General features: G+C 69.3%; 20 protein-coding genes, 1 pseudogene and 2 riboswitches. Of the genes and pseudogenes, 10 read left to right on the forward strand and 11 right to left on the reverse strand.

Annotation, left to right across the window (positions count from 1 at the left end; genetic code table 11):
* Positions 1-16 precede the first annotated feature (16 nt).
* Positions 17-895, reverse strand: coding sequence for a GyrI-like domain-containing protein (locus VXM69_RS19795; RefSeq protein WP_367190065.1), 879 nt, complete (start codon positions 893-895; stop codon positions 17-19).
* Positions 896-1,169: 274 nt separating this feature from the next.
* On the opposite strand from VXM69_RS19795, the gene VXM69_RS19800 reads away from it, so the two are divergent.
* The 4 genes from VXM69_RS19800 to eutC all read left to right on the forward strand — a co-directional run bounded on the left by VXM69_RS19800 (position 1,170) and on the right by eutC (position 6,520).
* A complete protein-coding gene (locus VXM69_RS19800) occupies positions 1,170-2,633 on the forward strand; it encodes a mechanosensitive ion channel (RefSeq protein ID WP_069705858.1) in 1,464 nt (487 codons plus the stop codon).
* A 188-nt stretch (positions 2,634-2,821) separates the two neighbouring features.
* Positions 2,822-4,231, forward strand: a complete 1,410-nt coding sequence (gene eat / locus VXM69_RS19805; RefSeq protein ID WP_034188150.1) for an ethanolamine permease — start codon at positions 2,822-2,824, stop codon at positions 4,229-4,231.
* Positions 4,232-4,331: 100 nt separating this feature from the next.
* On the forward strand, positions 4,332-5,729 hold the full coding sequence (locus VXM69_RS19810; RefSeq protein WP_367190066.1) for an ethanolamine ammonia-lyase subunit EutB: 1,398 nt from the start codon (positions 4,332-4,334) through the stop codon (positions 5,727-5,729).
* Positions 5,726-6,520, forward strand: a complete 795-nt coding sequence (eutC, locus tag VXM69_RS19815) for an ethanolamine ammonia-lyase subunit EutC (protein ID WP_034188148.1) — start codon at positions 5,726-5,728, stop codon at positions 6,518-6,520. Before VXM69_RS19810 ends, eutC begins: the two co-directional genes overlap by 4 nt.
* Here the strand turns inward: eutC and VXM69_RS19820 are convergent, their stop codons facing one another.
* A complete protein-coding gene (locus VXM69_RS19820) occupies positions 6,521-7,405 on the reverse strand; it encodes a LysR family transcriptional regulator (protein ID WP_059559446.1) in 885 nt (294 codons plus the stop codon).
* A 162-nt stretch (positions 7,406-7,567) separates the two neighbouring features.
* Between VXM69_RS19820 and VXM69_RS19825 the strand changes: the two genes are divergently transcribed.
* A complete protein-coding gene (locus VXM69_RS19825) occupies positions 7,568-9,172 on the forward strand; it encodes an MFS transporter (protein ID WP_034188146.1) in 1,605 nt (534 codons plus the stop codon).
* Between the two features lie 88 nt (positions 9,173-9,260).
* Here the strand turns inward: VXM69_RS19825 and VXM69_RS19830 are convergent, their stop codons facing one another.
* Positions 9,261-9,794: a pyridoxamine 5'-phosphate oxidase family protein gene (locus VXM69_RS19830; RefSeq protein ID WP_367190196.1), complete on the reverse strand. Its 534-nt coding sequence runs from the start codon at positions 9,792-9,794 to the stop codon at positions 9,261-9,263.
* Positions 9,795-10,011: 217 nt separating this feature from the next.
* On the opposite strand from VXM69_RS19830, the gene VXM69_RS19835 reads away from it, so the two are divergent.
* The 3 genes from VXM69_RS19835 (at position 10,012) to VXM69_RS19845 (ending at position 13,579) form a co-directional block, all read left to right on the forward strand.
* Positions 10,012-11,538, forward strand: a complete 1,527-nt coding sequence (locus tag VXM69_RS19835) for an aldehyde dehydrogenase family protein (RefSeq protein WP_034188145.1) — start codon at positions 10,012-10,014, stop codon at positions 11,536-11,538.
* A 246-nt stretch (positions 11,539-11,784) separates the two neighbouring features.
* Entirely contained in the window at positions 11,785-12,327 is a 543-nt protein-coding gene (locus VXM69_RS19840; protein ID WP_049029862.1) for a hypothetical protein, read from the forward strand.
* A gap of 217 nt (positions 12,328-12,544) precedes the next feature.
* Complete coding sequence (locus VXM69_RS19845; protein ID WP_367190067.1) at positions 12,545-13,579, forward strand: helix-turn-helix domain-containing protein; 1,035 nt, start codon at positions 12,545-12,547, stop codon at positions 13,577-13,579.
* A 48-nt stretch (positions 13,580-13,627) separates the two neighbouring features.
* On the opposite strand, the gene VXM69_RS19850 is transcribed toward VXM69_RS19845, so the two are convergent.
* Positions 13,628-14,722 carry a glycosyltransferase family 9 protein gene (locus VXM69_RS19850; protein ID WP_059559438.1) on the reverse strand — a complete coding sequence of 365 codons (1,095 nt, stop codon included), beginning with the start codon at positions 14,720-14,722 and terminating at the stop codon, positions 13,628-13,630.
* Positions 14,719-16,422, reverse strand: coding sequence for a thiamine pyrophosphate-binding protein (locus VXM69_RS19855; protein ID WP_367190068.1), 1,704 nt, complete (start codon positions 16,420-16,422; stop codon positions 14,719-14,721). Before VXM69_RS19855 ends, VXM69_RS19850 begins: the two co-directional genes overlap by 4 nt.
* Before the next feature lie 90 nt (positions 16,423-16,512).
* On the opposite strand from VXM69_RS19855, the gene VXM69_RS19860 reads away from it, so the two are divergent.
* Both VXM69_RS19860 and VXM69_RS19865 read left to right on the forward strand, forming a co-directional pair.
* Entirely contained in the window at positions 16,513-16,797 is a 285-nt protein-coding gene (locus tag VXM69_RS19860) for a type II toxin-antitoxin system RelE/ParE family toxin (protein ID WP_124670640.1), read from the forward strand.
* A gap of 67 nt (positions 16,798-16,864) precedes the next feature.
* Positions 16,865-16,993: pseudogene (locus tag VXM69_RS19865) on the forward strand (VapC toxin family PIN domain ribonuclease); the annotation flags it as partial.
* Between the two features lie 66 nt (positions 16,994-17,059).
* Here VXM69_RS19865 and VXM69_RS19870 read toward each other — a convergent pair.
* From VXM69_RS19870 to VXM69_RS19895, 6 genes are all read right to left on the reverse strand, one after another.
* Positions 17,060-18,448, reverse strand: a complete 1,389-nt coding sequence (locus tag VXM69_RS19870; RefSeq protein WP_034188139.1) for an L-serine ammonia-lyase — start codon at positions 18,446-18,448, stop codon at positions 17,060-17,062.
* A gap of 30 nt (positions 18,449-18,478) precedes the next feature.
* Positions 18,479-19,621 (reverse strand): alginate lyase family protein, encoded by a 1,143-nt coding sequence (locus VXM69_RS19875; protein ID WP_034188244.1) that lies wholly within the window; start codon positions 19,619-19,621, stop codon positions 18,479-18,481.
* Between the two features lie 151 nt (positions 19,622-19,772).
* Positions 19,773-22,700, reverse strand: a complete 2,928-nt coding sequence (gene gcvP, locus VXM69_RS19880) for an aminomethyl-transferring glycine dehydrogenase (RefSeq protein ID WP_367190069.1) — start codon at positions 22,698-22,700, stop codon at positions 19,773-19,775.
* A 58-nt stretch (positions 22,701-22,758) separates the two neighbouring features.
* Complete coding sequence (gcvH, locus tag VXM69_RS19885) at positions 22,759-23,139, reverse strand: glycine cleavage system protein GcvH (protein ID WP_034188137.1); 381 nt, start codon at positions 23,137-23,139, stop codon at positions 22,759-22,761.
* Between the two features lie 117 nt (positions 23,140-23,256).
* Positions 23,257-24,375, reverse strand: coding sequence for a glycine cleavage system aminomethyltransferase GcvT (gcvT, locus tag VXM69_RS19890; protein ID WP_049028970.1), 1,119 nt, complete (start codon positions 24,373-24,375; stop codon positions 23,257-23,259).
* A gap of 82 nt (positions 24,376-24,457) precedes the next feature.
* A riboswitch (glycine riboswitch) is annotated at positions 24,458-24,591 on the reverse strand.
* A 33-nt stretch (positions 24,592-24,624) separates the two neighbouring features.
* Positions 24,625-24,728, reverse strand: a riboswitch (glycine riboswitch).
* 121 nt (positions 24,729-24,849) lie between these two features.
* Positions 24,850-25,218: a hypothetical protein gene (locus VXM69_RS19895; RefSeq protein WP_034188135.1), complete on the reverse strand. Its 369-nt coding sequence runs from the start codon at positions 25,216-25,218 to the stop codon at positions 24,850-24,852.
* Between the last annotated feature and the right edge of the window lie 33 nt (positions 25,219-25,251).

The following is a 25,251-nucleotide window of genomic DNA, read 5'->3' on the forward strand; positions in this document are numbered from 1 at the left end:
CCCGGCGGCCTGTCGATCAGCGCAACGGCAGGTAGATCTCGGTGCGCAGGTCGGCCGGCGCCGCATCCATCGGCGTGTTGAGGTACAGCTCGAACGGCGGCGCGTCGGCGGCTTCGCGGCCCGAGTGACGCAGCCAGTCGCCGTAGAGCCACTGGTAGGCCGTCTTCAGGTCCGCATACGGCCCCGTATGCAGCAGCACCGCGTACTCGCCGCCGGCCACCGTCGCGCGTTCGACCGGCGGCGCGGGCTCGACGTCCGGCGCGCCGTCGGCCGGCATGAAGCACGCCTTCGCGCGCAACTGCGCTTCGGGCGTCGTGTCCGGATCGTCGTAGAAAATGCCGATCATCTTCGCGCCCGGGCCGATCAGCCCGTGCTGTCCGACCCACGCGCCGATCCGCCCGAACGCATCGCCGACCTTCAGGTAAGCGCCGGCATGCGCCACCGCGTAGCCACGCAGTTCCGGCAGGCGCCGGATCTCGACCTCTTGCTTGAACATGTCTTCCTCTCCTCTCTGTAGCGGGTAGATCGGCCGGTGCACGCCCGTGCGCCGGTGCTGCGCGGGCGCCACGCCGTAGGCGTCGCGGAATGCCCGCGCGAACGCGCGCGCCGAACCGTAGCCCGCGCGCCGCGCGATCTCGTCGATCGGCCGCGCGGTGCACACGAGATCCTCGGGCGCGCGCACGATGCGCATCCGCCGTACCGTCAGCACGATCGACTCGCCGTACAGCGCGCGGTACACGCGTTGCCAGTGATACGGCGACAGGCACGCGACTTCGGCGAGCCGGTTCAGGTCGAGCGGGCCATCGAGGTGCGCGAGGATGGTTTCGTGAACGCGCGTCACGCTTGCCGCATAGCGGCGCCACGCGGGGCGGTCGGTTTTCGTTTCGGCTGTCATCGACGGGTCCGGGGCGAGAACGGAAAACGGTAGCACGGGCGCGATGGACAAATCTTGCGGAAATGCGTAGCCGCCCTGAATCCGCCCCTTTTTATTTTTGCCGAAATGGGGTCTTGCCCCTCCGCAATCAATGACTAAAGTTAAAGACGGTGAAATCGGGTGATCGCGTCATTTTTCTCGGGTAAGTTGCTCGGACAGGGCCGCACGCTTTTCGAAGTACGCAGGTAGTTCGTCGATGTTCAATCGCAACACCACGTTTTCGGGAGAAGAAGAAATGGATGCTTCCAGCTTCATCACGTCGCTGCAGAGCACGCTAGGCGGATACCTGCCCAAGATCGCCGGCGCGATCGGCATCCTGGTGATCGGCTGGCTGATCGCGGTGGTGGTGCGGGCCGGCGCGCTGCGCCTGCTCAGCGCGCTGAAGGTCGACAAGCGGATCAGCGACAGCACCGGCCAGGGCGCGTGCGTCGAGCGCATCATCGCCGGCGGGCTGTTCTGGCTCGTGCTGCTCGTCACCGCGGTGGGCATCTTCAACGTGCTCAACCTGTATGCGGTTTCCAATCCGTTCTCGCTGCTCGTCACGCACATCGTCAACTACCTGCCGAACCTGATCGGCGGCGCGGCGCTGACGCTGATCGCGTGGCTCATCGCGTCGCTGCTGCGCAGCCTCGCGAACCGCGCGCTGAAGGCCAGCCGGATCGACGACAAGCTGTCCGAAGGCGCCGGCATGCAGCCGATGAGCGGCTATCTCGGCGATGTGCTGTTCTGGCTCGTGATCCTGATGTTCCTGCCGGCGATCCTCGCGTCGTTCGCGCTGTCGGGGCTGCTGTCGCCGGTGCAGGGGATGGTCGACAAGCTGCTCGCGATCGTGCCGAACCTGTTCGCGGCCGCGGTGATCGGCTTCGTCGGCTGGGTCGTCGCGCGCGTGCTGCGCGGCCTCGTGACGAACCTGCTGGTCGCCGCCGGCGCCGATCGCCTCACGCAGCGCCTCGACAGCCCGACGCCCGTGCGCGTGTCGAGCCTGATCGGCACGATCGTCTACGTGTTCGTGTTCGTGCCGACGTTGATCTCCGCGCTCGACGCGCTGAAGATCGAGGCGATCTCGATTCCCGCGACCAACATGCTGAACCAGTTCCTCGGCGCGGTGCCGGACATCGTCGCGGCGATCGTGATCGTGGTCGTCACGTTCTACTTCGCGCGCTTCGTCGCGTCGCTCGCGCAGAAGCTGCTCGAAGCCGCGGGCGCCGACGGGCTGCCGGCGGTGCTCGGCGTCGAGCGCGTGTTCTCGGGCATCCTGCAGCCGTCGGTGCTGGTCGCACGGCTGATCGTGTTCTTCGCGATGCTGTTCGCGTCGGTCGAAGCCGCGAACCGGCTCGGTTTCTCGCAGGTGCGCGACGTCGTCACGCTGTTCATCGAATTCGGCGGCCACGTGCTGATGGGCGGCGTGATCCTCGTGATCGGCGTGTGGCTCGCGGGCCTCGCGCGCCGCGTGCTCGAGCAGGCCGACCGCGAACACAGCGTGCTGTTCGCGCGCATCGCGCAATTCGCGATCCTCGGCCTCGTGTTCGCGATGGGGCTGCGCGCGATGGGCATCGCGAACGAGATCGTCCAGCTCGCGTTCGGCCTCGTGCTCGGCGCGATCGCGGTGGCCGTGGCGCTGTCGTTCGGCCTCGGCGGCCGCGAGGCGGCCGGCAAGCTGCTCGACCGCTGGTTCAACCAGCGCGGCGGCGGCCAGTAAGCACGGGCGATCCGGCCCGCGTCGTGCGGCCGGATCGCCGTTGCAACCCGCGCGGCCGGCGTTTCCGTCAGCGAAATGTCAGCCGCGATCTTTGCCGAATTTCGATAACACGTCGTTTAATGACTCTCTAGCATCGATTCTCAGTCGCGCGGGCCGGCAAGGCCCGGCGCCCTTGAGGAGAATGTCCGATGAAAGCAGAGTCGAATGGCCGGCCCGCCGCCGGCGCCAAGTCCGGCCAGCCCGCGCTGCAGCAGACGCTCGGGACCTGGCAACTGTGGGGCATCGCGGTCGGCCTCGTGATTTCCGGCGAATACTTCGGCTGGAGCTATGGCTGGGCGAGCGCCGGCACGCTGGGCTTCGTCATCACCGCACTGTTCGTCGCGGCGATGTACACGACCTTCATCTTCAGTTTCACCGAGCTGACGACGTCGATCCCCCATGCCGGCGGCCCGTTCGCCTATGCGCGCCGCGCGTTCGGCCCGACCGGCGGTTATCTCGCCGGCGCCGCGACGCTCGTCGAGTTCGTCTTCGCGCCGCCCGCGATCGCGCTCGCGATCGGCGCGTACCTGCACGTGCAGTTCCCCGGCCTCGAGCCGAAGCACGCGGCGATGGGTGCGTATCTCGTGTTCATGGCGCTGAACATCGTCGGCGTGCAGATCGCGGCGACCTTCGAGCTCGTCGTCACGCTGCTCGCGATCTTCGAGCTGCTGGTGTTCATGGGCGTCGTGTCGCCGGGCTTCGCGTGGAGCAACTTCGCGAAGGGCGGCTGGTCGGGAGCCGATCATTTCAGCGTGGGTGCGTTCCACGGGATGTTCGCGGCGATCCCGTTCGCGATCTGGTTCTTCCTCGCGATCGAAGGCGTCGCGATGGCCGCCGAGGAAGCGAAGAACCCGAAGCGCTCGATTCCGATCGCGTACGTCGCCGGGATCTTGACGCTCGTTGCGCTCGCGATCGGCGTGATGGTGTTCGCCGGCGGCGCGGGCGACTGGACCAAGCTCGCGAACATCAACGATCCGCTGCCGCAGGCGATGAAGTACATCGTCGGCGCGAACAGCGGCTGGATGCACATGCTCGTGTGGCTCGGGCTGTTCGGGCTCGTCGCGTCGTTCCACGGGATCATCCTCGGTTATTCGCGCCAGATCTTCGCGCTGGCCCGCGAGGGCTACCTGCCCGAATGGCTCGGCAAGGTCCATCCGCGCTTCAAGACCCCGCATCGCGCGATCCTCGCGGGCGGCGTGGTCGGCATCGCGGCGATCTACAGCGACGAGCTGATCCAGTTCGGCGGGCAGACGCTGACCGCGAACATCGTGACGATGTCGGTATTCGGCGCGATCGTGATGTATATCGTGAGCATGGCGTCGCTGTTCAAGCTGCGCCGCACGCAGCCGAACATGGCGCGGCCGTTCCGCGCGCCGATGTACCCGATCTTCCCGGCGTTCGCGATCCTGGCCGCGCTCGTCTGTCTCGGCACGATGGTGTATTTCAACGGGCTGGTCGCGCTGGTATTCGTCGGCTTCCTCGCGGTCGGCTACGCGTACTTCCTCGCGACGCGTTCGCAGCGGGCGAGTGCGCCGGGCGACGCGCTGCTGGAGGAGTGAGCAGCGTGAAGATGGCAGGCCGTTTCTGACGGCATCCGGCGCGCCCCGTCGAACGGGCGCGCCGTCGGCTTTTGGCAAGGATGGGCAAGGAGGCTCGCAGATGTCCTATACGGAGACGATCGGTCCGCGCACGTACCGCTTCGCGGACCTGAAGACGCTGCTCGCGAAGGCGAGCCCGCTGCGTTCCGGCGACCAGCTCGCCGGCGTCGCGGCGGCGAGCGAGGAGGAGCGCGTGGCCGCGAAGATCGCGCTCGCGGGCGTGCCGCTGAAGGCGTTCCTGAACGAGGCGGTGATTCCGTACGAAGACGACGAGGTCACGCGCCTGATCATCGACGATCACGACGCGCAGGCGTTCGCGGAAATCTCGCACCTCACCGTCGGCGATTTCCGCAACTGGCTGCTGTCGCCCGCGGCCGACGGCGCGGCGCTCGAACGGATCGCGCCGGGCCTCACGCCCGAGATGGTCGCGGCCGTGTCGAAGCTGATGCGCAACCAGGACCTGATCGCGGCCGCGCGCAAGCGCCGCGTCGTCACGCGCTTTCGCAACACGGTCGGGCTGGCCGGCCGGATGTCGGTGCGGCTGCAGCCGAACCACCCGACCGACGACGTGAAGGGCATCGCCGCGTCGATGCTCGACGGGCTGATGTACGGCTGCGGCGACGCGATGATCGGCATCAACCCGGCCACCGACAGCCTCGCGGCGATCGTCAAGCTGCTCGCGATGATCGACGCGTTCCGCGAACGCTACGGCGTGCCGACCCAGTCGTGCGTGCTCACGCACGTGACCAACACGATCGCGGCGATCGAGAAGGGCGCGCCGGTCGATCTCGTGTTCCAGTCGATCGCGGGCACGGAGAAAGCGAACGCGAGCTTCGGCATCTCGCTGGCCCTGCTCGGCGAGGCGCGCGAGGCCGCGTTGGCGCTGAAGCGCGGCACCGTCGGCAACAATCTGATGTATTTCGAGACGGGCCAGGGCAGCGCGCTGTCGGCGAACGCGCACTTCGGCGTCGACCAGCAGACCTGCGAAGTGCGCGCGTATGCGGTCGCGCGCAAGTTCGAGCCGTTCCTCGTGAACACGGTGGTCGGCTTCATCGGCCCCGAATACCTGTACGACGGCAAGCAGATCATCCGCGCGGGGCTCGAGGATCACTTCTGCGGGAAGCTGCTCGGCGTGCCGATGGGTTGCGACATCTGCTACACGAACCACGCGGAAGCCGACCAGGACGACATGGACACGCTGCTGACGCTGCTCGGGGCGGCCGGCATCAACTTCATCATGGGGATCCCGGGCGCGGACGACGTGATGCTGAACTACCAGAGCACGTCGTTTCACGACCAGCTCTACGTGCGCGAGGTGCTCGGGCTGCGCCGCGCGCCGGAATTCGAGGAATGGCTGGAGACGATGGAGATCGCCGACGCGCACGGCGTGCTGCGCACGGCGACGGCACGCGTGCCGCTGCTCGCGGGGGCGAACGACTGGATGGGGGTGTCCGCATGAGCGACGCCGTCGAGAAGAATCCGTGGGCGCAGCTGAAGTCGTTCACGAACGCGCGGATCGCGCTCGGCCGCGCGGGCAACAGCCTGCCGACCGCGCCGCTGCTGGCCTTCAACCTGTCGCATGCGCAGGCGCGCGACGCGGTGCACCAGCCGCTCGATGCGGACGCGCTGCGGCGCGAGATCGAGGCGGCCGGCCTGCTGCCGACGCTCGGCGTGCAGAGCGCCGCGCCGGATCGCGACCATTACCTGCGCCGGCCCGATCTTGGCCGCAAGCTGTCGGACGACAGCCGCGGGTTGCTGGCCGGCTACGGCGCGGCGCTTGACGAGGCGCCGGACGTCGTGTTCGTGGTCGGCGACGGGCTGTCGGCGTTCGCGGCCGCGAAGCAGGCGCTGCCGCTGCTGCAGGCCGTGCGGCCGCGGCTCGACGCGGACGGCTGGCGCGTCGGGCCGGTGGTGGTCGCGAAGCAGGCGCGCGTCGCGCTCGGCGACGAGATCGGCGAGCTGCTGCGCGCGAAGGTCGTCGCGATGCTGATCGGTGAACGGCCGGGGCTCAGCTCGCCGGACAGCCTCGGCGTGTACCTGACGTGGGCGCCGAAAGTCGGCTGCCACGATGCGCTGCGCAACTGCATCTCGAACGTACGGCCCGAAGGGCTGCCGCATGCGGCAGCCGCGCACAAGCTGCATTACCTGATGACGCATGCGCGCCGCCTCGGGCTCACCGGCGTGGGGCTGAAGGACGACAGCGATGCGCTGCCGCCGCCGGCGGAAGCCGGGCGGATCGGCGCGGCGTGACTACCTGAACAGCCGCTCGCACAGGAAATCGACGAACACGCGCAGCTTCGGCGATAGTTGCCGGCTCGACGGCCACACGATCGAGAACTGCCCCGGCGCGATCCGGTAGTCGTCGAGCACGGTGACGAGCGCGCCGTGTTCGAGTGCGTCGCGCGCGAGGAAGTCGGGCATGTAGCCGATGCCGAGCCCCGCGAGCACGGTGCCGCGCAACGCCTCCATGTTGTTGCAGGTCATCGCGGTGCGCAGCTTCAGCGGCGTGCCGTCGTCGGCCGCGAGCGCCCAGTCCTGCAGCTTGCCGGTGGTCGGGAAGCAGTAGCGTATGCAGTCGTGCGCCTCGAGGTCGCGCGGCGTGCGCGGCGTGCCGGCCTGCGCGAGATACGCGGGCGTCGCGCACAGCACGAACGCGAACGGGCCGAGCCGCCGCGACATCAGGCTCGAATCGGACAGCGGGCCGCTGCGGATCACCGCGTCGAACCCGCCCTCGACGACGTCGACCATCCGGTCGTTGAAATCGAGATCGAGCTCGACGTCCGGATAGCGCTGCCGGAATTCCGGCAGTACGGGCAGCAGGAAGCGGTAGCCGATCACCGGCAGGCTCACGCGCAGCCTGCCGCGCGGGCGCTGCGCGGACGCCGTCACGGCCGCTTCCGCATCGCGGAAATCCTCGAGGATCCGCTGGCAGCGTTCGTAGAAGTGTCGTCCCTCGTCGGTGAGCGTGACGCGTCGCGTCGTGCGGTTGAACAGGCGCACGCCGAGCGACTGTTCGAGTTTCGCGATCGTCTTGCCGACCGCCGACGCCGAAATGCCGAGCGCACGGCCGGCCGCGACGAAGCTCAACGCTTCGGCGGTGCGGACGAACGCGACGATGCCGGAGAGGTTTTCCATTGTTCCATCGAATCGAAGGGCGCAAGACGACGCTCGCGCCACGGGAATTGCGGAATTTTAGTCCGTTATATGCGGAGCTTTGCGTAGTTTTTCGCGGATTGAATCGGATTTATCTTCTGTCGCTCTGACGGCGCAGCCGCGCCGGCTTTTCGAGGAGCGATGATGGATCACCCTGTATCAGCCGTTTCGGCCCAGTCGGCGCGCCGGCGCGCATGGGTGCTGGCCGCCGTCTGCATGGCCGCCGTCGCGCTGCCGCTGTCGTTTTCGGGCGGTGCGGTCGCGACGCCGGCCATCGGCCGCGACCTGCACGGCAGCCCGGTCGCGATGAACTGGATCACCAACGCGTTCATGCTCGCGTTCGGCAGCTTCCTGATGGCGTCGGGCGCGCTCGCCGACCAGTTCGGGCGCAAGCGCCTGTTCGCGATCGGCGTCGGCGGCTTCACGCTGATGTCGGTCGCGCTCGCGTTCGCGCCGTCGATGCTCGCGGTCGACCTGCTGCGCGCCGCGCAAGGGCTCGCGGCCGCCGCGGCGCTCGCCGGCGGTACCGCCGCGCTCGCGCAGGAGTTCGACGGCGCGGCGCGCACGCGTGCGTTCAGCCTGCTCGGCACGACCTTCGGCATCGGGCTCGCGTTCGGGCCCGTGCTCGCCGGCGGCCTGATCGGGCACTACGGCTGGCGCGCGATCTTCATGACGAGCGCGGTGGCCGGCGTGTTGTCGCTCGTGTTCGGGCTGCCGCGCATGCACGAGTCGCGCGACCCGCACGCGACGGGGCTCGACTGGCCGGGCACGGCCGCGTTCACGGCCGCGCTGACGCTGTTCACGTTCGGCGTGATCGAGGCGCCCGCGCGCGGCGGGTCGAGCGCGCTCGTGATCGCGCTGCTGGCCGGGGCGGCGCTTGGCGCGGCTGCGTTCGTGACGATCGAGACGCGTGTCGCGCGGCCGATGCTCGACCTGTCGCTGTTTCGCATCGCGCGCTTCGTCGGCGTGCAGGTGCTGCCGGTGTCGACCTGCTGCTGCTACATCGTGCTGCTCGTCGTGCTGCCGCTGCGCTTCATCGGCATCGACGGCTTCAGCGAGATCGACGCCGGCTGGCTGATGCTCGCGATCTCCGCGCCGATGCTGGTCGTGCCGTTCGTCGCGGCGACGCTCACGCGCTGGCTGTCGGCCGGCGTGATCTCGGGGCTCGGGCTCCTCGTCGCGGCGGCCGGGCTCGTGTGGCTGGGCATCGCGTTGCGCGGCGGCGCGGGGCCCGCGGCGATCGCGCCGATGCTCGCGATCGGCGTCGGCGCCGGCATGCCGTGGGGGCTGATGGACGGGCTGTCGGTGAGCGTCGTGCCGAAGGAGCGCGCGGGGATGGCGACGGGCATTTTCAGCACGACGCGGGTGGCCGGCGAGGGGATCGCGCTGGCGATCGTCGGCGCGGTGCTGGCCGCGCTCGCGCGGACCGGGCTGACGCAGGCGGCGGGCGCGGCCGGCACGCCGGACGCGACGCTGCGGGCGGCCGCACGGCTCGCGACCGGCGATCTCGCAGGCGCGGCCGCCGCGTTGCCGGGCGTCGGGCACGCGGCGTTGATCGCGAGCTACGCGCATGCGTTCGACCGGCTGCTGACCGGGCTGGCCGTCGTTACCGTGTTGTGTGCCGCCGTGGTGTTCGCGTTTCTCGGCGGGCGGGCTGCCGTGGCTGAAACGCCTGAAGCGGATGACGGCGCCGGCGCGCCAGTGCGCGGCCGGATCGAACCGGCCTGCGCGGAAACGCACGGACGTTGAGCGTTGCGTCGTCGTCGCGCGTGGCGGTGCGGATGACGGCAAGCCGCGCGCCGGCCTATTCCGTCGCGCGTGGATCACACGCGACGCGTCATGCGAGCACGAGCGGCGGCAGCGCCGCATCGGCCCGCGCCTGTGCCCGTTCCACGTCGACCACCACATAGCGCAACGCATCGGGCCACAGGTGCGCGCGGCTTGCCGCATCCTCGTCGATCGTCGCGCGTCCCTGCACGAGCCAGGTCGTCTGGCGCACGAAATCGACGAACAGTAGCGCGATCGCGGGATTCACGAGCAGGTTGCCGATCGTGTTGAACAGGTTGTTGCCCGCGAAGTCGGGCAGCACGAGCGTGCGGCGGTCGGGCAGGTGGACGAGCGGCTCGAACGAGCCGTCGCCGCGCGGCTGGCGGCCGCGGTACGAGCAGTCGCCGTTGCCGGCCGCGTCGGCGGTCGCGACGATCAGGAAGGCCTGCTCGCGGATGAACGCGATGGCGTCGTCGGTCAGCGGGCACGGGTCGTTCATGGTGTCGGGCGGCGCGAATGCCGTTGCGTGTCGATCGTCGGGTCGCACGCAAGCGACATGCCACGCGGCGCGGCCCGCATCCGCGTGCAGCGCAGTGCCGCGCACTGTGGAAATTTCGAACACCGGCCGCGCCGCTGCGCAATCGCGGTGTTCAGAATCGGCGCACCCATCGTGCTTCACGCGTGAACACCGTACGGTGCGCACACGGGCCGGCGGTGATCGACGTGGTCATGTCCTGTTTGGCACGCATGTTGCGTAAACGGATGCAGCGCATTCCAACCGGCGCTGCATCCACACAAAGCACGATGAACAGGAGACATGTATGAACCCGTTTGACCTGAAGCAACTGGGCCTCGACGTCGAATACCCGTACCGTCAGCAGTACGACAACTACATCGGCGGCAAGTGGGTCGCGCCGGTGAAGGGCGAGTATTTCGAGAACGTGTCGCCGATCAACGGCCAGCCGTTCTGCCGCGTGCCGCGCTCGGGCGCCGACGACATCGAGCTGGCGCTCGACGCCGCGCACGCCGCGCGCCGCAAGTGGGGCAAGACGTCCGTGGCCGAGCGCGCGAACCTGCTGCTCGCCGCCGCCGACCGGATGGAAAAGAACCTGAAGCTGCTGGCCGTGGCCGAGACGATCGACAACGGCAAGCCGCTGCGCGAGACGATGGCCGCCGACCTGCCGCTCGCGATCGACCACTTCCGCTACTTCGCGGGCTGCATCCGCGCGCAAGAGGGCGGCATCTCCGAGATCGACGACAACACCGTCGCGTACCACTTCCACGAACCGCTTGGCGTGGTCGGCCAGATCATCCCGTGGAACTTCCCGCTGCTGATGGCCGCGTGGAAGCTCGCGCCGGCGCTCGCGGCCGGCTGCTGCGTCGTGATGAAGCCGGCCGAGCAGACGCCCGCGTCGGTGCTGGTGCTGATGGAGCTGATCGGCGACCTGTTCCCGGCCGGCACGATCAACATCGTGAACGGCTTCGGCAAGGAAGCGGGCGAAGCGCTCGCGACCAGCAAGCGGATCGCGAAGATCGCGTTCACGGGCTCGACGCCGGTCGGCAAGCACATCCTGCGCGCCGCGGCCGAGAGCTTGATCCCGTCGACGGTCGAACTGGGCGGCAAGAGCCCGAACATCTTCTTCGCCGACGTGCTTGACCAGGACGACGCGTTCCTCGACAAGGCGCTCGAAGGGCTCGCGATGTTCGCGCTGAACCAGGGCGAAGTGTGCACGTGCCCGTCGCGGATCCTGATCCAGGAATCGATCTACGAACGCTTCATCGAGAAGGCCGTCGCGCGCGTCGAACGCATCAAGGCCGGCCACCCGCTCGACCTGCAGACGATGATCGGCGCGCAGGCGTCGCAGCAGCAGCTCGACAAGATCCTGTCGTACATCGACATCGGCCGCGGCGAAGGCGCGCAATGCCTGACGGGCGGCGAGCGCACGGCGCCGGCCGCGGAACTCGGCACGGGCTACTACGTGAAGCCGACGATGCTGCTCGGCAACAACAAGATGCGCGTGTTCCAGGAAGAGATCTTCGGGCCGGTCGCGTCGGTGATGACGTTCAAGGACGAGCAGGAAGCGATCGAACTCGCGAACGACACGTTCTACGGGCTCGGCGCCGGTGTGTGGACGCGCAACGGCACGCGTGCGTACCGGATGGGCCGCGAGGTCGAGGCCGGCCGCGTGTGGACCAACTGCTATCACCTGTACCCCGCGCATGCGGCGTTCGGCGGCTACAAGCAGTCGGGGATCGGCCGCGAGACGCACAAGATGGCGCTGTCGAACTATCAGCAGACGAAGTGCCTGCTGGTGAGCTATCAGGCCGAGGCGCTCGGGTTCTTCTGATCGCCGACACGGGGCAAGCGCCGGGACGCACCGGCCGGCAGCGCAACGCCGGCCGGTGCGGTTGCCGGTCTTTCACGGCGACGCGGGCAGTGCATACGGCGCCGGGCGCGCTCGCGCGGCGCCTGGCCCGTTTCGATTTCGACATTCGGCGCCGACGCTGCATCGTCGCATCCGGCACCGGAGACGACACCGGCGGCCGCCCGTTCGCGGCGGCACGGTGCGCTCACGCGCTTAACAAGAACCAGCATGGCAGAACCGCCCCGATCCTTTCCGCGTCACCCGGTATTTCATGCGGGTGAACTCGACGCGCAGCACCGCTTCGGCGTCGCCGACGAAGCCGAGCGGATGAGCGACGTCGTGACGACGCGCCTGAGCATCGGCGTGCGGCAGTTCGTCGAATCGCAGCCGTTCATGTTCGTCGGCGCAGCGGGCGGCACCGGCGCTGTCGTGACCTGCGACATCGTGCAGAGCCTGCGCGATGCGAACGGCGATCTGCTGCCCGTCGTTCGCGTGATCGACACGAAGACGCTGCGGTTCGCGTTGCCCGCACATGACGGCGGCGGCCGGATCGCGTCGGCCGTGTACGACGGCAGCGGCGTCGGGTTGCTGTTCGTCGATTTCGTGCGCGGGATCCGGTACCGGATCAACGGCCGCGCCACGTTGCGGGCCGATCAGCCCGAAGCGGACGCGGCGCCGTGGGCGGCGGGCAGCACGATCGTCGAGCTGGCGGTCGCGCAGGCGTACGGCAACTGCGGCACGCGGGTCGTGCGGCTGAAGCCGGCCGGCTAGCCGGTGTGCGGGAGCCGGTCGCGGCACGGATGCGCGGTCGCGGCGCATGTTGCACCGCGTATCGCACCGGCGGCGTGCGCGCGCCGCCGCCTTCGGGTGCGCCCGCATGGCGCGTATCGGCCGGACAGCGTGCAATGGCGGGCGATTCGCTGGGCCATGCGGTTCGGCACGGGACTTGCGTGACAGGCGCGGTTCCGCGCAGGTGAGGGAGGACACGATGGATCAATACGTGGCGTGCAGGGAAGAACCGACCGCCGAAGACACGCGGCGCAATGCGCAGGGCGACGATGCGCTGGCCGGGCAGGCGGTCGTCAGCGTCGCGCACGATGCGGACGAGCAGGCGCGCAACCTGATCGGCTGGCGGCAGACTTACGACCAGCTTGCGGCCGGCCGCTTCGTCGGCACGCTGACCGAGCTGCCGCTCGACACGATGAAGCTGTTTCGCGAATCGACGAGCCACCTGCTGCGTCAGGCGTGCGAAGTGCGCGGCGACGCGTACTGGTTCGGCATTCCGCTCGTGTCCGACGGCACGGCGCGCGTCGATGCGTGCCGCATCGGGCCCGGTGCGCTCGCGTTCCGGCCCGGCAACGTCGAATTCGAACTGGTGACGCCCGCGCAGTTCTCGATCTACGGCGTCGTCGTGCGCGGCGACGTGCTGCGCCGCTACGCGCAGGAGGTCGAACGCCGTGCGCTCGACGAGCGGCTGTTCACGCAGTGCGTGATGCAGGTCGGCGATGCGCGGCTCGCGCGCCTGTGCGCGCTGCTCGGCCGCCGCCTCGACGGCGCGGTGGCGATGGCCGGCCCGCTGCCCGATGCGCAGCGCGACGACCTGCAGGCCGACGTGCTGGCCGCGCTGTTCGACGTGTGCGCGCACCCGGCCGACGACGGCAGCGGCGCCGCGCCGTCGACGCGTCGCTGGATCGTCGATCAGGCGCGCGACTACGTGCTCGCGCACCGTACGCGCCCGGTCGGCGTGCCGGAATTGTGCGAGCAGTTGCACGTGAGCCGGCGCACGCTGCAGTACTGCTTCCAGGACGTGCTCGGGATGGCGCCCGCGACCTACCTGCGCACGCTGCGGCTGAACGGCGCGCGGCGCGACCTGTGCGGCCGCGCGGCCGGCTCGGTGCAGGATGTCGCGGAGGCATGGGGCTTCTGGCACCTGAGCCAGTTCGCGACCGATTACCGGCGCCTGTTCGGCAAGCGGCCGTCGGAGACGCTGCGCGATCGCGTGGTGCGAGTCGGCGCGGGGTGACGAAGGCGGCGGGGGCGACGTTCCGACTCGCTGCCGCACCCGGGTTCCTTATCCGGTGGCCGCCGCCGCATCGCGCGGTGCGGGCCACGGCAGCCCATCCCAGTCGACGTTCCGGTAAGCGGCTTCGACCGCCGCGAGATCGTCCGGCCGCTCGCTGCGGTGCAGCCCGCGCAATTCGGCCGGCAATTCGAGTTCGACCGGTACGCAATGCGGATAGTCGCGCACGCGCAGCGCCGGCCCGATCGTCGTGAAGCACGCGAGCGTCGGCACGTCGAAACCGTCGGCGAGATGCAAGGCGGCCGTGTCGGGCGCGAACAGCAGGCGGGCGCCCTTGACCCACGAGATGAAGCGCGCGGTGTCGGTGGCGTCGCCGCTCACGTCGACGTAGTGGGGATGCGCGACCGGGCCGAAACCGGCCACCGGCAGCCCGTAGCGCTGCACGAGCCGATCCACGAATGCCGCGCGCAGCGCGGGCGGCACGCTGCGCACGGCGGTGCTCGCGTTCGGGCAGAACAGGACGTACGGCCGCTGCCACGCGGCCGGCAGCGCGGGCAGCGGCAGCCGGGCGAGCCAGCGGTTGCGCTTCGCGGCGGCCGGTACGGCGGCCGGGTCGACGCCGAGCGCATCCAGGAAGAAATCGATCATCGGCAGCCGCGCGAATGCGGGCCAGTACAGGTGATTGCCGACGTCGATGCATGGCGCATCGGCGGGCAGCGCGTCGACCGGGCACGGCAGCGTGCGCGACGGCGCGACGACGTCGGCCGCGAGCGCATACAGCGTGTCGACATAGCGCGGCGCGCGGGCCGGCCGGTACAGCGTGAAACGCAGGCCCGGGTGGGCCGCACGCAGCGCGGCGACGGCCGTCAGCCCGATCACCGAATCGCCGAGCGTGACGCCCATTCCGTTGATCACGTGCACGTGTCGCGCGTCGTCGTAATCGAGCCGGAACGGCCGATGCGCGGCGTGCAGCAGGCCGAGCGCGGGCGCGGCCGGCACGTGGCCGTCGGCACGCAGGTTGCCGGACTCGAGGTCGTACGGCGCGACGAGCGCGCCGTCGGGCGCGAGCAGCGTGCCGGGGCAGGCCAGCGCGTCCTCATGCGACAGCCCGGCGCCGGGCGGCGCGGTGTGCGTGTCCACCGTCACCCGCCGCGCGCCCGGCGGCCTTGCTCGCGGATCTGTTCGAGCGTCGCGGCCGGCGTGCTGGCGTCCTGCGGGATGCGGATCTCGATCACCGCGGGCAACCCGCAGGTCAGCGCGCGCTCGAGCGCGGGCGCGAATTCGGCGGTGCGCTCGACCGTCTCGCCATGCGCGCCGAATGCACGCGCATAGGCGGCGAAATCGGGATTCGTGAGCCCCGTGCCGTGCACGCGGCCCGGATAGTTGCGCTCCTGATGCATGCGGATCGTGCCGAAATGCCCGTTGTTGACGACGATCGCGACGATGTTCAGCCCGTACTGCATCGCGGTCGCGAGTTCGTTGCCGGCCATCATGAAGCAGCCGTCGCCCGCCAGCGCGACGACCGCGCGCGACGGGTACAGCGACTTCGCGGCGAGCGCGGCCGGCAGCCCGTAGCCCATCGCGCCGCTGGTCGGCGCGAGCTGCGAACGGAAGTGCCGGTACGCGAAGTGGCGATGCAGCCAGATCGCATAGTTGCCGGCGCCGTTGGTCAGGATCGCGTCGTGCGGCAGGCGCTCGCGCAACTGCACCATCACGTCGCCGAGCTGGACGTCGCCGGGCATCGGCAGCGGCGCATGCCATTCGCGGTACGCGCGATGGGCGTCGGCGGCCGCGCCGGCCCATGCCGGACGGTCGGGCGGCTCGAGCGCGGCAAGCGGCGCGGCGATCTCGGGCATTCCCGACACGATCGGCAGGTCGGCCGCATACACGCGGCCGAGTTCGTCGGCGCCCTGGTGCACGTGGATCAGCGTCTGGCGCGTTTTCGGGATGTCGAGCAGCGTATAGCCGCCGGTCGTGGCTTCGCCGAGGCGCGGCCCGATCACGAGCAGCAGGTCGGCGTCGCGGATGCGTTTCGCGAGCGCGGGGTTGATCCCGAGGCCGACGTCGCCCGCGTAGTTCGGGTGCGCGTTGTCGATCGTGTCCTGGAAGCGGAACGCGCACGCGACCGGCAGTTGCCAGCGTTCGACGAAGGTGCGCAGGTTCGCGCACGCGTCGGGCGTCCAGCCGCTGCCGCCGACGATCGCGAACGGCCGCTCCGCGCGCGCGAGCCGCTCGCGCAGCTCGTCGATCTGCGCGGCCGACGGCGCGGCCGCGACGCGTTTCGCGGCCGGCACGACGGGTTGGGACGCGCACGCTTCGGACAGCACGTCCTCCGGCAGCGCGAGCACGACCGGGCCGGGCCGGCCCGACGTCGCGACGTGAAACGCATGGCTCAGGTATTCGGGGAGGCGGCGCGGGTCGTCGATCTGCGCGACCCATTTCGCCATCTGGCCGAACATCCGGCGGTAGTCGATTTCCTGGAAGGCTTCGCGGTCGAGGTGCTCGCGTGCGCACTGGCCGACGAACAGGATCATCGGCGTCGAATCCTGGAACGCGGTGTGCACGCCGATCGACGCATGGGTCGCGCCGGGCCCGCGCGTGACGAATGCGATGCCGGGACGGCCGGTCAGCTTGCCGACCGCTTCGGCCATGTTCGCGGCGGCCGCCTCGTGACGGCAGACGACCGTCTGGATGCGCGCGGTGTCGTCCGCCAGCGCATCGAGTACGGCGAGGAAGCTTTCGCCCGGCACGCAGAAGACGCGTTCGACGTGATTGGCGAGCAACGCATCGACGAGCAGTCGCGCACCGGTGGTGGCGCGCGGCTCGAGATCCTTGGCATGCGACATGGGCTGCCGTCTCCCTGGGTAGCGGGACGTACAGCTTACGCCCGTTGGCCGGGCGCTGAAAAGTGCCGCGGGCAAGCGGGGTGGCGCTGCTTGACCCTCGCGCTGTACTGGAATCCCAAGGCGCGCGAGGATCGCGCCGCGATCATGGACCATATCGGCCAGGACGATCCGCTGGCCGCGCTCGAACTGGACGAACTGCTGGAGGAGAAGGCACCGGCGTTGCCGGCGCGCGCGGAACTGTATCGGCGAGGGCGGGTGGCAGGTACGCGCGAGCTGGTGATTGCGCCGAACCATGTGCTCGTCTATCGCATTCGACCCACCGAGCACATCGTGGCAATTCTTCGCGTGTTGCATGCGCGACGGCAGTGGCCGTGATGGCGTCATGCGGATACCTGGCTTGCATCGAGCCTGTCGCGGTGTGCATGAACCCCGCCCGCGAGCGGAAGAAGATCATCCCGACAAACCGATCGCCGCTCACGCTGTGCCGCTCGACGTCGTGCTCGTGACCCACAACGAGCGGGACTTCGCCGGTTATCCGGGCTTGCGGCTCGAGAACGGGTTGAACGACTGATGCACGCCCGTTAGCGCCCGGCGGCCATGCGGGACATCGTGACCCGCGTGGCCGCCGGAACCCGCATCAGCACTCGACGATGTTCACCGCCAGCCCGCCGCGCGACGTTTCCTTGTACTTCGTCTTCATGTCGGCGCCGGTCTCGCGCATCGTCTTGATCACGGAGTCGAGCGACACGTAGTGCGAGCCGTCGCCGCGCAGCGCCATGCGCGCCGCATTGACGGCCTTCACCGACGCCATCGCGTTGCGCTCGATGCACGGGATCTGCACCATCCCGCCGACCGGGTCGCAGGTGAGGCCGAGGTTGTGTTCCATGCCGATCTCGGCCGCGTTCTCGACCTGCTGCGGCGTGCCGCCGAGCACGGCCGCGAGCGCGCCGGCCGCCATCGAGCACGCGACACCCACTTCGCCCTGGCAGCCGACTTCCGCGCCCGAGATCGACGCGTTGAGCTTGTACAGAATGCCGATCGCGGCGGCCGTCAGCAGGAAGTCGATCACGCCTTGCTCGTTCGCGCCGGGCGTGAAGCGCGTGTAGTAGTGCAGCACGGCCGGGATGATGCCGGCCGCACCGTTGGTCGGCGCGGTGACCACGCGGCCGCCGGCCGCGTTTTCCTCGTTGACCGCGATCGCATACAGGTTGATCCAGTCGATCATCGACAGCGGATCCTGCAGCGCGCGCTCCGGGCTGCCGGTCAGCGTGCGGTACAGTTGCGGCGCGCGGCGCTTGACCTGGAACGGGCCGGGCAGGTTGCCGTCGGCGTCGGGGTTGCCGATCCCGCAGCCGCGCGACACGCACGATTGCATCACGGCCCAGATCTTCAGCAGCCCGTCGCGCGTTTCTTCCTCGGTGTGCCACGCGCGCTCGTTTTCCCACATCAGCTGCGCGATCGACTTGCCGGTCGACGCGGTCAGCGCGAGCAGCTCGGCGCCGGTGCGGAACGGGTGCGTCATCTGCTCGGCCGCGCTTAGCACCTTCGTGTTCGGCGCGCCGGCCGTCACGACGAAGCCGCCGCCGACCGACAGGTAGGTGCGCTCGACCAGTACCGCGCCGTTCGCGTCGCTCGCGCGCAGCTTCATCCCGTTCGGATGCTCGGGCAGCGCCTGGCGGTAGAACGCGATGTTCTCCTTCAGCACGAACGGCACCGGATGCGTGCCGAGCAGCGCGAGTTTCTTCGACTGGCGGACGTCTTCCAGCCGCGCGTCGATCGTGTCGGGATCGACGGTGTCGGGCGCGTCGCCGAGCAGGCCGAGCATCACGCCGCGGTCGGTGCCGTGGCCCTTGCCGGTCGCGCCGAGCGAGCCGTACAGCTCGACCTTCACGTGGGCCGTCGCGTCGAGCAGCCCGTCGCGCTCGAGGCCCTGGACGAACATCAGCGCCGCGCGCATCGGCCCGACCGTGTGCGAACTGGACGGACCGATGCCGATCTTGAAGAGGTCAAACACGCTGACTGCCATTTCGATACCTGCCTTGCTTTAAGAGTAGTGCTAGCGCGCCTGCAATGGCAGGCACGCGGCGAGCCATGCGGGCGGCGTTGGGGAAAGCTGCTGCGCGACGCGGGCATAGCGCCCGTCGAGCCGCGCGGCCAGATGGAAGAGTTCGGTGGCGTTTTTCGGGTCCCACTGCCCCGTGTAGCCCGGCAAGCCGGCCTCGCGGCGCTTCGCGTCGAACGGCACCGGCGAATTCACGAATTCCTCGTGGGTCTTCTCGCCGAGCGCGTACGGCACGAGCCAGTCGAGCGCCGCCGCGAGCGTCGCGCCGTTCGCGCCGCGTTCGCGCAGCCAGTTGCGGTTGAAGCGGCGCGCGGCGAGCGCGGCCGTCACCAGCGGCTGCAGGTCGTAGACCGCGTAATGCAGCGCATCGCGTTCCTCGAAGTCCCACGTCTTGCCGTCCGGGCCGATGTTGTCGGCGAGATGCTCGACGAACAGCCGCTGCGCGGCGTTCATCATCTTGCGGTCGCCGAGCGTGAACGCGGACAGCGCGATCAGCTTGATCCGGTGGCTCTGCCAGTTGTTGCGCCAGGTGCCGGTGAGCGGGCGCTTCTGCGCGTCGATCTGCGCGACGTAGCCGGCGCCGAGCTTCGCGATGAACGCGGCCGTCGCGTTGCGCGTTTTTACCGGCAGCGCGCTCGCGGTCATGTCGTACGCGACGATCAGGCTCTCGAAGCGCGTTTCGTCGATCGGATTGAAGCTCGGCTGGTAGGTCGAGACCCACGCGGACAGGAAGCGGTCGACGAGCTGCAGGTAGCGCGGCGCGTTCGTCACGCGCCACGCGAGCGCCGCGTCGCGCATCAGGTCCATGTCCTTCAGCGCGGCCGCACTCTGGTCGTAGATGCCTTCGTGCGGCAGCGTGCCCTCGGTGTGCACGCGCGCCATCGCCTTCGGCTGCTCGCCGATGCGCGCGTCGACGCTGCGGATCAGCGCCTGCACGCCCGGCTCGGCCTGCGTCGTCTCGCTCGCCTGCAGCGCCGGCGCCGCGCAGAAATTCATCGCCGCGCGCGCGCCGCCGGACGCGCCGAGGCCGGCGGCGGCAAGCGACAGCGAGGCGACGAGCATCGGCACGAAACGACCGGCACGCGCGTGCGGCCGCGTCCTGTTTGCACCATGGCCCGGAAACATCGGACGCACCATGCGGAACTCCTTCATTGGCTGGATCGCGTGTGATGTTAGCCGGATTGGCGGGGGAACGTGAACCGGTTCGCCCGGCGAACGCAAAAACCGCACGCAACCCCGGGTTGCGTGCGGTGCGGTCATGGTCGGGCGGCGCCGGGGCTGGCGTGCGTTACGCGTATTCCGACATCGGCACGCACGAGCAGAACAGGTTGCGGTCGCCGTACGCGTTGTCCGCGCGGCCGACCGGCGGCCAGTACTTGTTCGTGCCGAGCGACGCGACCGGGTACGCAGCCTGCTCGCGCGAGTACGCGTGCGGCCATTCGTTCGCGGTGACGACGGCCGCCGTATGCGGCGCGTGACGCAGCGGGTTGTCCTCGCGATCGGCGCGGCCTTCCTCGACCGCGCGGATTTCCTCGCGGATCGCGATCATCGCGGCGATGAAGCGGTCGAGTTCTTCCTGCGATTCCGATTCGGTCGGCTCGACCATCAGCGTGCCCGGCACCGGGAAGCTCATCGTCGGCGCGTGGAAGCCGTAGTCCATCAGGCGCTTCGCGACGTCGTCGACGCTGATGCCGCTCGACTCCTTGATCGGGCGCAGGTCGAGAATGCACTCGTGCGCGACCAGCCCGCCCGGGCCCGAATACAGCACCGGGTAGTGGGGCGCGAGGCGCTTCGCGATGTAGTTCGCGTTGAGGATCGCGGTTTCCGTCGCGGCGGTCAGGTTCTTCGCGCCCATCATCGCGATGTACATCCACGAGATCGGCAGGATCGACGCCGAGCCGTACGGGGTGGCCGACACCGCGCCGATGCCTTCCTCGCCGCGCGCATAGCCGGTCGAACGCTGGTTCGGCAGGAACTTCGCGAGGTGCGCGCCGACCGCGACCGGGCCGACGCCCGGGCCGCCGCCGCCGTGCGGGATGCAGAAGGTCTTGTGCAGGTTCAGGTGCGACACGTCGCCGCCGAACTGGCCCGGCGCGGTCAGGCCGACCATCGCGTTCATGTTCGCGCCGTCGACGTACACCTGGCCGCCGTGCGCGTGCACGATCTCGCAGATCTCGCGGACGTTCTGCTCGAACACGCCGTGCGTCGACGGATACGTGATCATGATCGCCGCGAGGTCCTTCGAATGTGCTTCGGCCTTCGCCTTCAGGTCGGCGATGTCGACGTTGCCCTGCGCGTCGCAGGCGACGACCACGACCTTCATGCCGGCCATGTGCGCCGACGCCGGGTTCGTGCCGTGCGCGGATGCCGGGATCAGGCACACGTCGCGATGCGCTTCGCCGCGCGATGCGTGGTACGCGTGGATGATCAGCAGGCCCGCGTACTCGCCCTGCGAGCCGGCGTTCGGTTGCAGCGACACGGCCGCGTAGCCGGTGGCCGCGACGAGCATCTGCTCGAGCTGGTCGATCATCTCGCGGTAGCCGACGGTCTGCTCGGCCGGTGCGAACGGATGGATGCCGCCGAACTCGGGCCACGTGACGGGCAGCATTTCCGACGTCGCGTTCAGCTTCATCGTGCACGAGCCGAGCGGGATCATCGAGCGGTCGAGCGCGAGATCCTTGTCCGACAGGCTGCGCAGGTAGCGCAGCATTTCGGTTTCGGAATGGTGGCGGTTGAACACGGGGTGCGTCAGGTACGCGCTCGTGCGCTCGAGGCCGGCCGGCAGCGCGGCGACGCCGGCGAGGCCCGCGTCCAGCGCGTCGACGGCCGGTGCGGTGCCGCCCGCGGCCTGCGCGAACACGTCGAGCAGGTCGGCGAGGTCGTCGCGCGTCGTGGTTTCGTCGACCGACACGCCGACTTGCGTGTCGCTCACGCGGCGCAGGTTGATGCGCTTGGCCTTCGCGAATTCATGGACTTGCGCGGTGCGCGCGCCGGTGTCGACCGTCAGCGTGTCGAAGAACGTGTCGTTGACGGTCGCGAAGCCGAGCTGCTTCACGCCGGCGGCGAAGAGCGCCGCGATGCGGTTCACGCGCAGCGCGATCGTCTTCAGGCCGTGCGGGCCGTGGTAGACCGCGTACATGCTGGCCATGATCGCGAGCAGCGCCTGCGCGGTACACACGTTCGACGTCGCCTTCTCGCGGCGGATGTGCTGTTCGCGCGTCTGCAGCGCGAGGCGCAGCGCGGGCTTGCCCTGTGCGTCGACCGTCACGCCGACGAGGCGGCCCGGCATCTGGCGCTTGAATTCGTCGCGCACCGCGAGATAGGCGGCGTGCGGGCCGCCGAAGCCCATCGGCACGCCGAAGCGCTGCGTGTTGCCGATCGCGACGTCCGCGCCCCATTCGCCGGGCGGCGTCAGCACGGTCAGCGCGAGCAGGTCGGCCGCGACGACCACGTGGCCGCCGGCCGCATGGATCGCTTCGGTGAGCGCGCGGTAGTCGCGCACGTCGCCGTTCACGCCCGGGTATTGCAGCAGCACGCCGAATGCGTTCGCCTGCGCCGCGTCGGCGGCCGGGCCCGTCCTGACCTCGATGCCGACCGGCAGCGCGCGCGTGCGGATCACTTCGAGCGTTTGCGGCAGCACGTCGTCGGCGACGTAGAACACGTTCGACGCCGGCTTGCCGGTGCGCTGCAGCAGCGTCATCGCTTCGGCCGCGGCGGTCGCTTCATCGAGCAGCGACGCGTTCGAGATCGCGAGGCCCGTCAGGTCGGCGACCATCTGCTGGAAGTTCAGGAGCGCCTCGAGGCGGCCCTGGGAAATTTCAGGCTGGTACGGCGTGTAGGCCGTGTACCACGCCGGGTTTTCGAGCACGTTGCGCAGGATCACGGCCGGCGTGTGCGTGTCGTGGTAACCCTGACCGATATACGAGCGGAACACCTGGTTCTTGTCCGCGAGAACCCGCAGCGCGGCGAGCGCTTCGGCCTCGCTCTTCGGCTGCGCGAACGGGCCGAGCGGCAGCGTTTCGGCGCGGCGGATCGAGGCCGGGATCACGGCGTCGATCAGGGCGGCGCGCGACGCGAAGCCGAGCGTGTCGAGCATGGCCTGCTGGCTGGCGGCGTCGGGGCCGATGTGGCGTTCGGCGAACGCGTCGTGCGTTTCGAGCGCGGCGAGCGAGAGGGGCGTGCGGTTCATCAGGCGGTCCGGGTGTTCGAGCTTCATGGCGTGACTCTGGTCCCGCGCGGGCCGAGGCCGGCGCCGCGCGGTTCGGGTAGGGAAATTAGTCGATCAGCTTGCCGTAGGCGGCTGCGTCGATCAGCTTGTCGGTCGATGCGCCGGCCGCGAGCTTGATCTTGAAGAGCCACACGCCGTACGCGTCGCTGTTCACTGCTTCCGGTGCGTCGGTGGCTTCTTCGTTGATGGCGATGATTTCGCCGGACACCGGCGAGTAGATGTCGGATGCCGCCTTCACCGACTCGACGACGCCGACGGCATCGCCTTCCTTCACTTGCTTGCCGACTGCCGGCAGTTCGAGGAACACGATGTCGCCAAGCGTGTTCTGCGCGTGATCGGTGATGCCGACCGTCAGCGTGCCGTCTGCCTCGGTGCGGATCCACTCGTGTTCGTCGGTGTATTTCAGCTCGGCCGGGACGTTGCTCATCGGTTGCTCCTGGATAAAAGGGTGTGATTCGTTCTTCTGGCGCGCCGCCATGGCACGCCGGGTAGGGTTGCGCCGGGCGCCATCTCCCGGCTTACCGGGAGGCACGCCTCCCGGCCGTTACGCAGCGAGGACCTTGCCGTTGCGTACGAACGGCAGTTTTACCACGCGCGCGGGAAGATTCTTGTCTCGAATTTGCACCTGGATCAGGTCGCCGATCTGGACGGCGGCCGGCACGCGCGCGAACGCGATCGATTCCTGCATCGACGGCGAGAACGTGCCGCTCGTGATCTCGCCTTCGCCGTGCGGCGTGACGACCTTCTGGTGCGCGCGCAGCACGCCGCCCGCCTTGCCGTTTTCCTTCTGCAGGATCAGGCCGACGAACGCGGCGCGCGTGCCGTTGGCTTCCAGTGCGGCGCGGCCGACGAAGTCGCGCGGCGCGCTGAGGTCGACCGTCCACGCGAGGCCCGCGTCGAGCGGGGAGACGGTGTCGTCCATGTCCTGGCCGTACAGGTTCATGCCGGCCTCTAGGCGCAGCGTGTCGCGCGCGCCGAGCCCGCACGGACGCACGCCGTTTTGCTGCAGCGCGGCCCACAGCGCTTCGACGTGCACGGCCGGGACGATCACTTCGAAACCGTCTTCACCGGTATAGCCGGTGCGGGCGATGGTGAGGTCGCCGAACGGCGTGCCGGCGACCTGCGCGGCGTTGAACGGCTTCAGCTCGCTGGTCGCGGCGCGTGCGGAAGGCACCGTCGTCCACACCTTTTCGCGCGCGTTCGGGCCCTGTACGGCGACGATCGCGAAGTCGCGGCGCGGCGCGATCGTGAGACCGAAGCCGCCTTGCTCGTTCAGCTGGTTGAACCACGCGATGTCTTTCTCGGCCGTGCCGGCATTGACGACGACGCGGAAGAATTCCTCGGTGAAGTAATAGACGATCAGGTCGTCGATGACGCCGCCCTGCGGGTTGAGCAGGCACGAGTAAAGCGCCTTGCCGGGCGTCTTGAGCTTGCCGACGTTGTTTGCGATCGCGTGCTCGAAGAACGCGCGCACGCGGCTGCCGGTGAAATCGATCACGCACATGTGCGACACGTCGAACATGCCGGCGTCGGTGCGCACGGCTGCGTGTTCTTCGATCTGCGAGCCGTAGTTGACGGGCATGTCCCAGCCGCCGAAGTCGACCATGCGGGCATTGAGCGCGCGGTGCGCGGCGTTGAGCGGGGTGTGATTCAGTGCAGTCATCGAGGCCTCAGGCAAGGCGCTTGCGCGCGGATCAGAACGGCCATGTGCCGACCGCCGCGGCCGATGGCCCGAGCGATCCGGTACATGCCCCTCTGTCCTCGATACCTGAGAGATTGCGCGGCGGGCAAAGCCCGGCCGGCGCGCGCCCCTTCGGTGGGCAGCCTGCCCGCGCAACCAGTGCGCTGCGGGCTACTGCCGCTCTCCAGAGTGCGGGGAGCGTATGGCCCGCGCAGTGCGCGGACGCGATTCCCCGACGCGGTCGGTCCTTTTGCCTGAGAGTTTGCGGGTGTGCCCCTTCGGCGGCGCAACCGGTGTCGAAACCACCCGGTTACACGCTCTCCCGACGCGTGCGGGCGACTGTACGCGAGCAGATGGGCATTGTCAATTTGGGCAAAATAATGTCGCTTCGCGACAAGCGGCGGCGTGAGGGGCCGCCGCTTTCGCCGACACCGGGAAGGGGCGGCGCTGCCGGGATTACTCGCCGATCGCGCGTGCGGCGGTGTCGAGTTCCTGGTTCAGCACGCGCTGCTCGTCGCCGGACAGGCCGCCGTTGTGCTGGGCCGACATGTCGTTCGCTTCCTGGCGGATCACGTCGAGGCGGTGGTGCAGTTGCGCGCCGTACGGCGGCGGGTAGTAGCCGTTGTTGACGCGCGCGTCGATCCGGCGGTGCAGGTTGTCGATCCGGCCCTGGACCTCCTGCATGCGGTCGTTCGCGACGACCTGCGGATTCGGTCGCGGCGGAGGCGGCGGTGCCTGCCGGACCGGTCGCTGCGGCTGCACGATACAGGCCGCGAGCGTGGAAACCAGGACGCAGCATGCCGCTGCGCGAATCAACCGTTGAATCACATTCTCCTGACGGTTTGGTGTCGGATCGAC

It is taken from the genome of Burkholderia sp. Ed8, from assembly GCF_040761425.1.
In the GTDB taxonomy this organism is placed as follows: domain Bacteria; phylum Pseudomonadota; class Gammaproteobacteria; order Burkholderiales; family Burkholderiaceae; genus Burkholderia; species Burkholderia seminalis.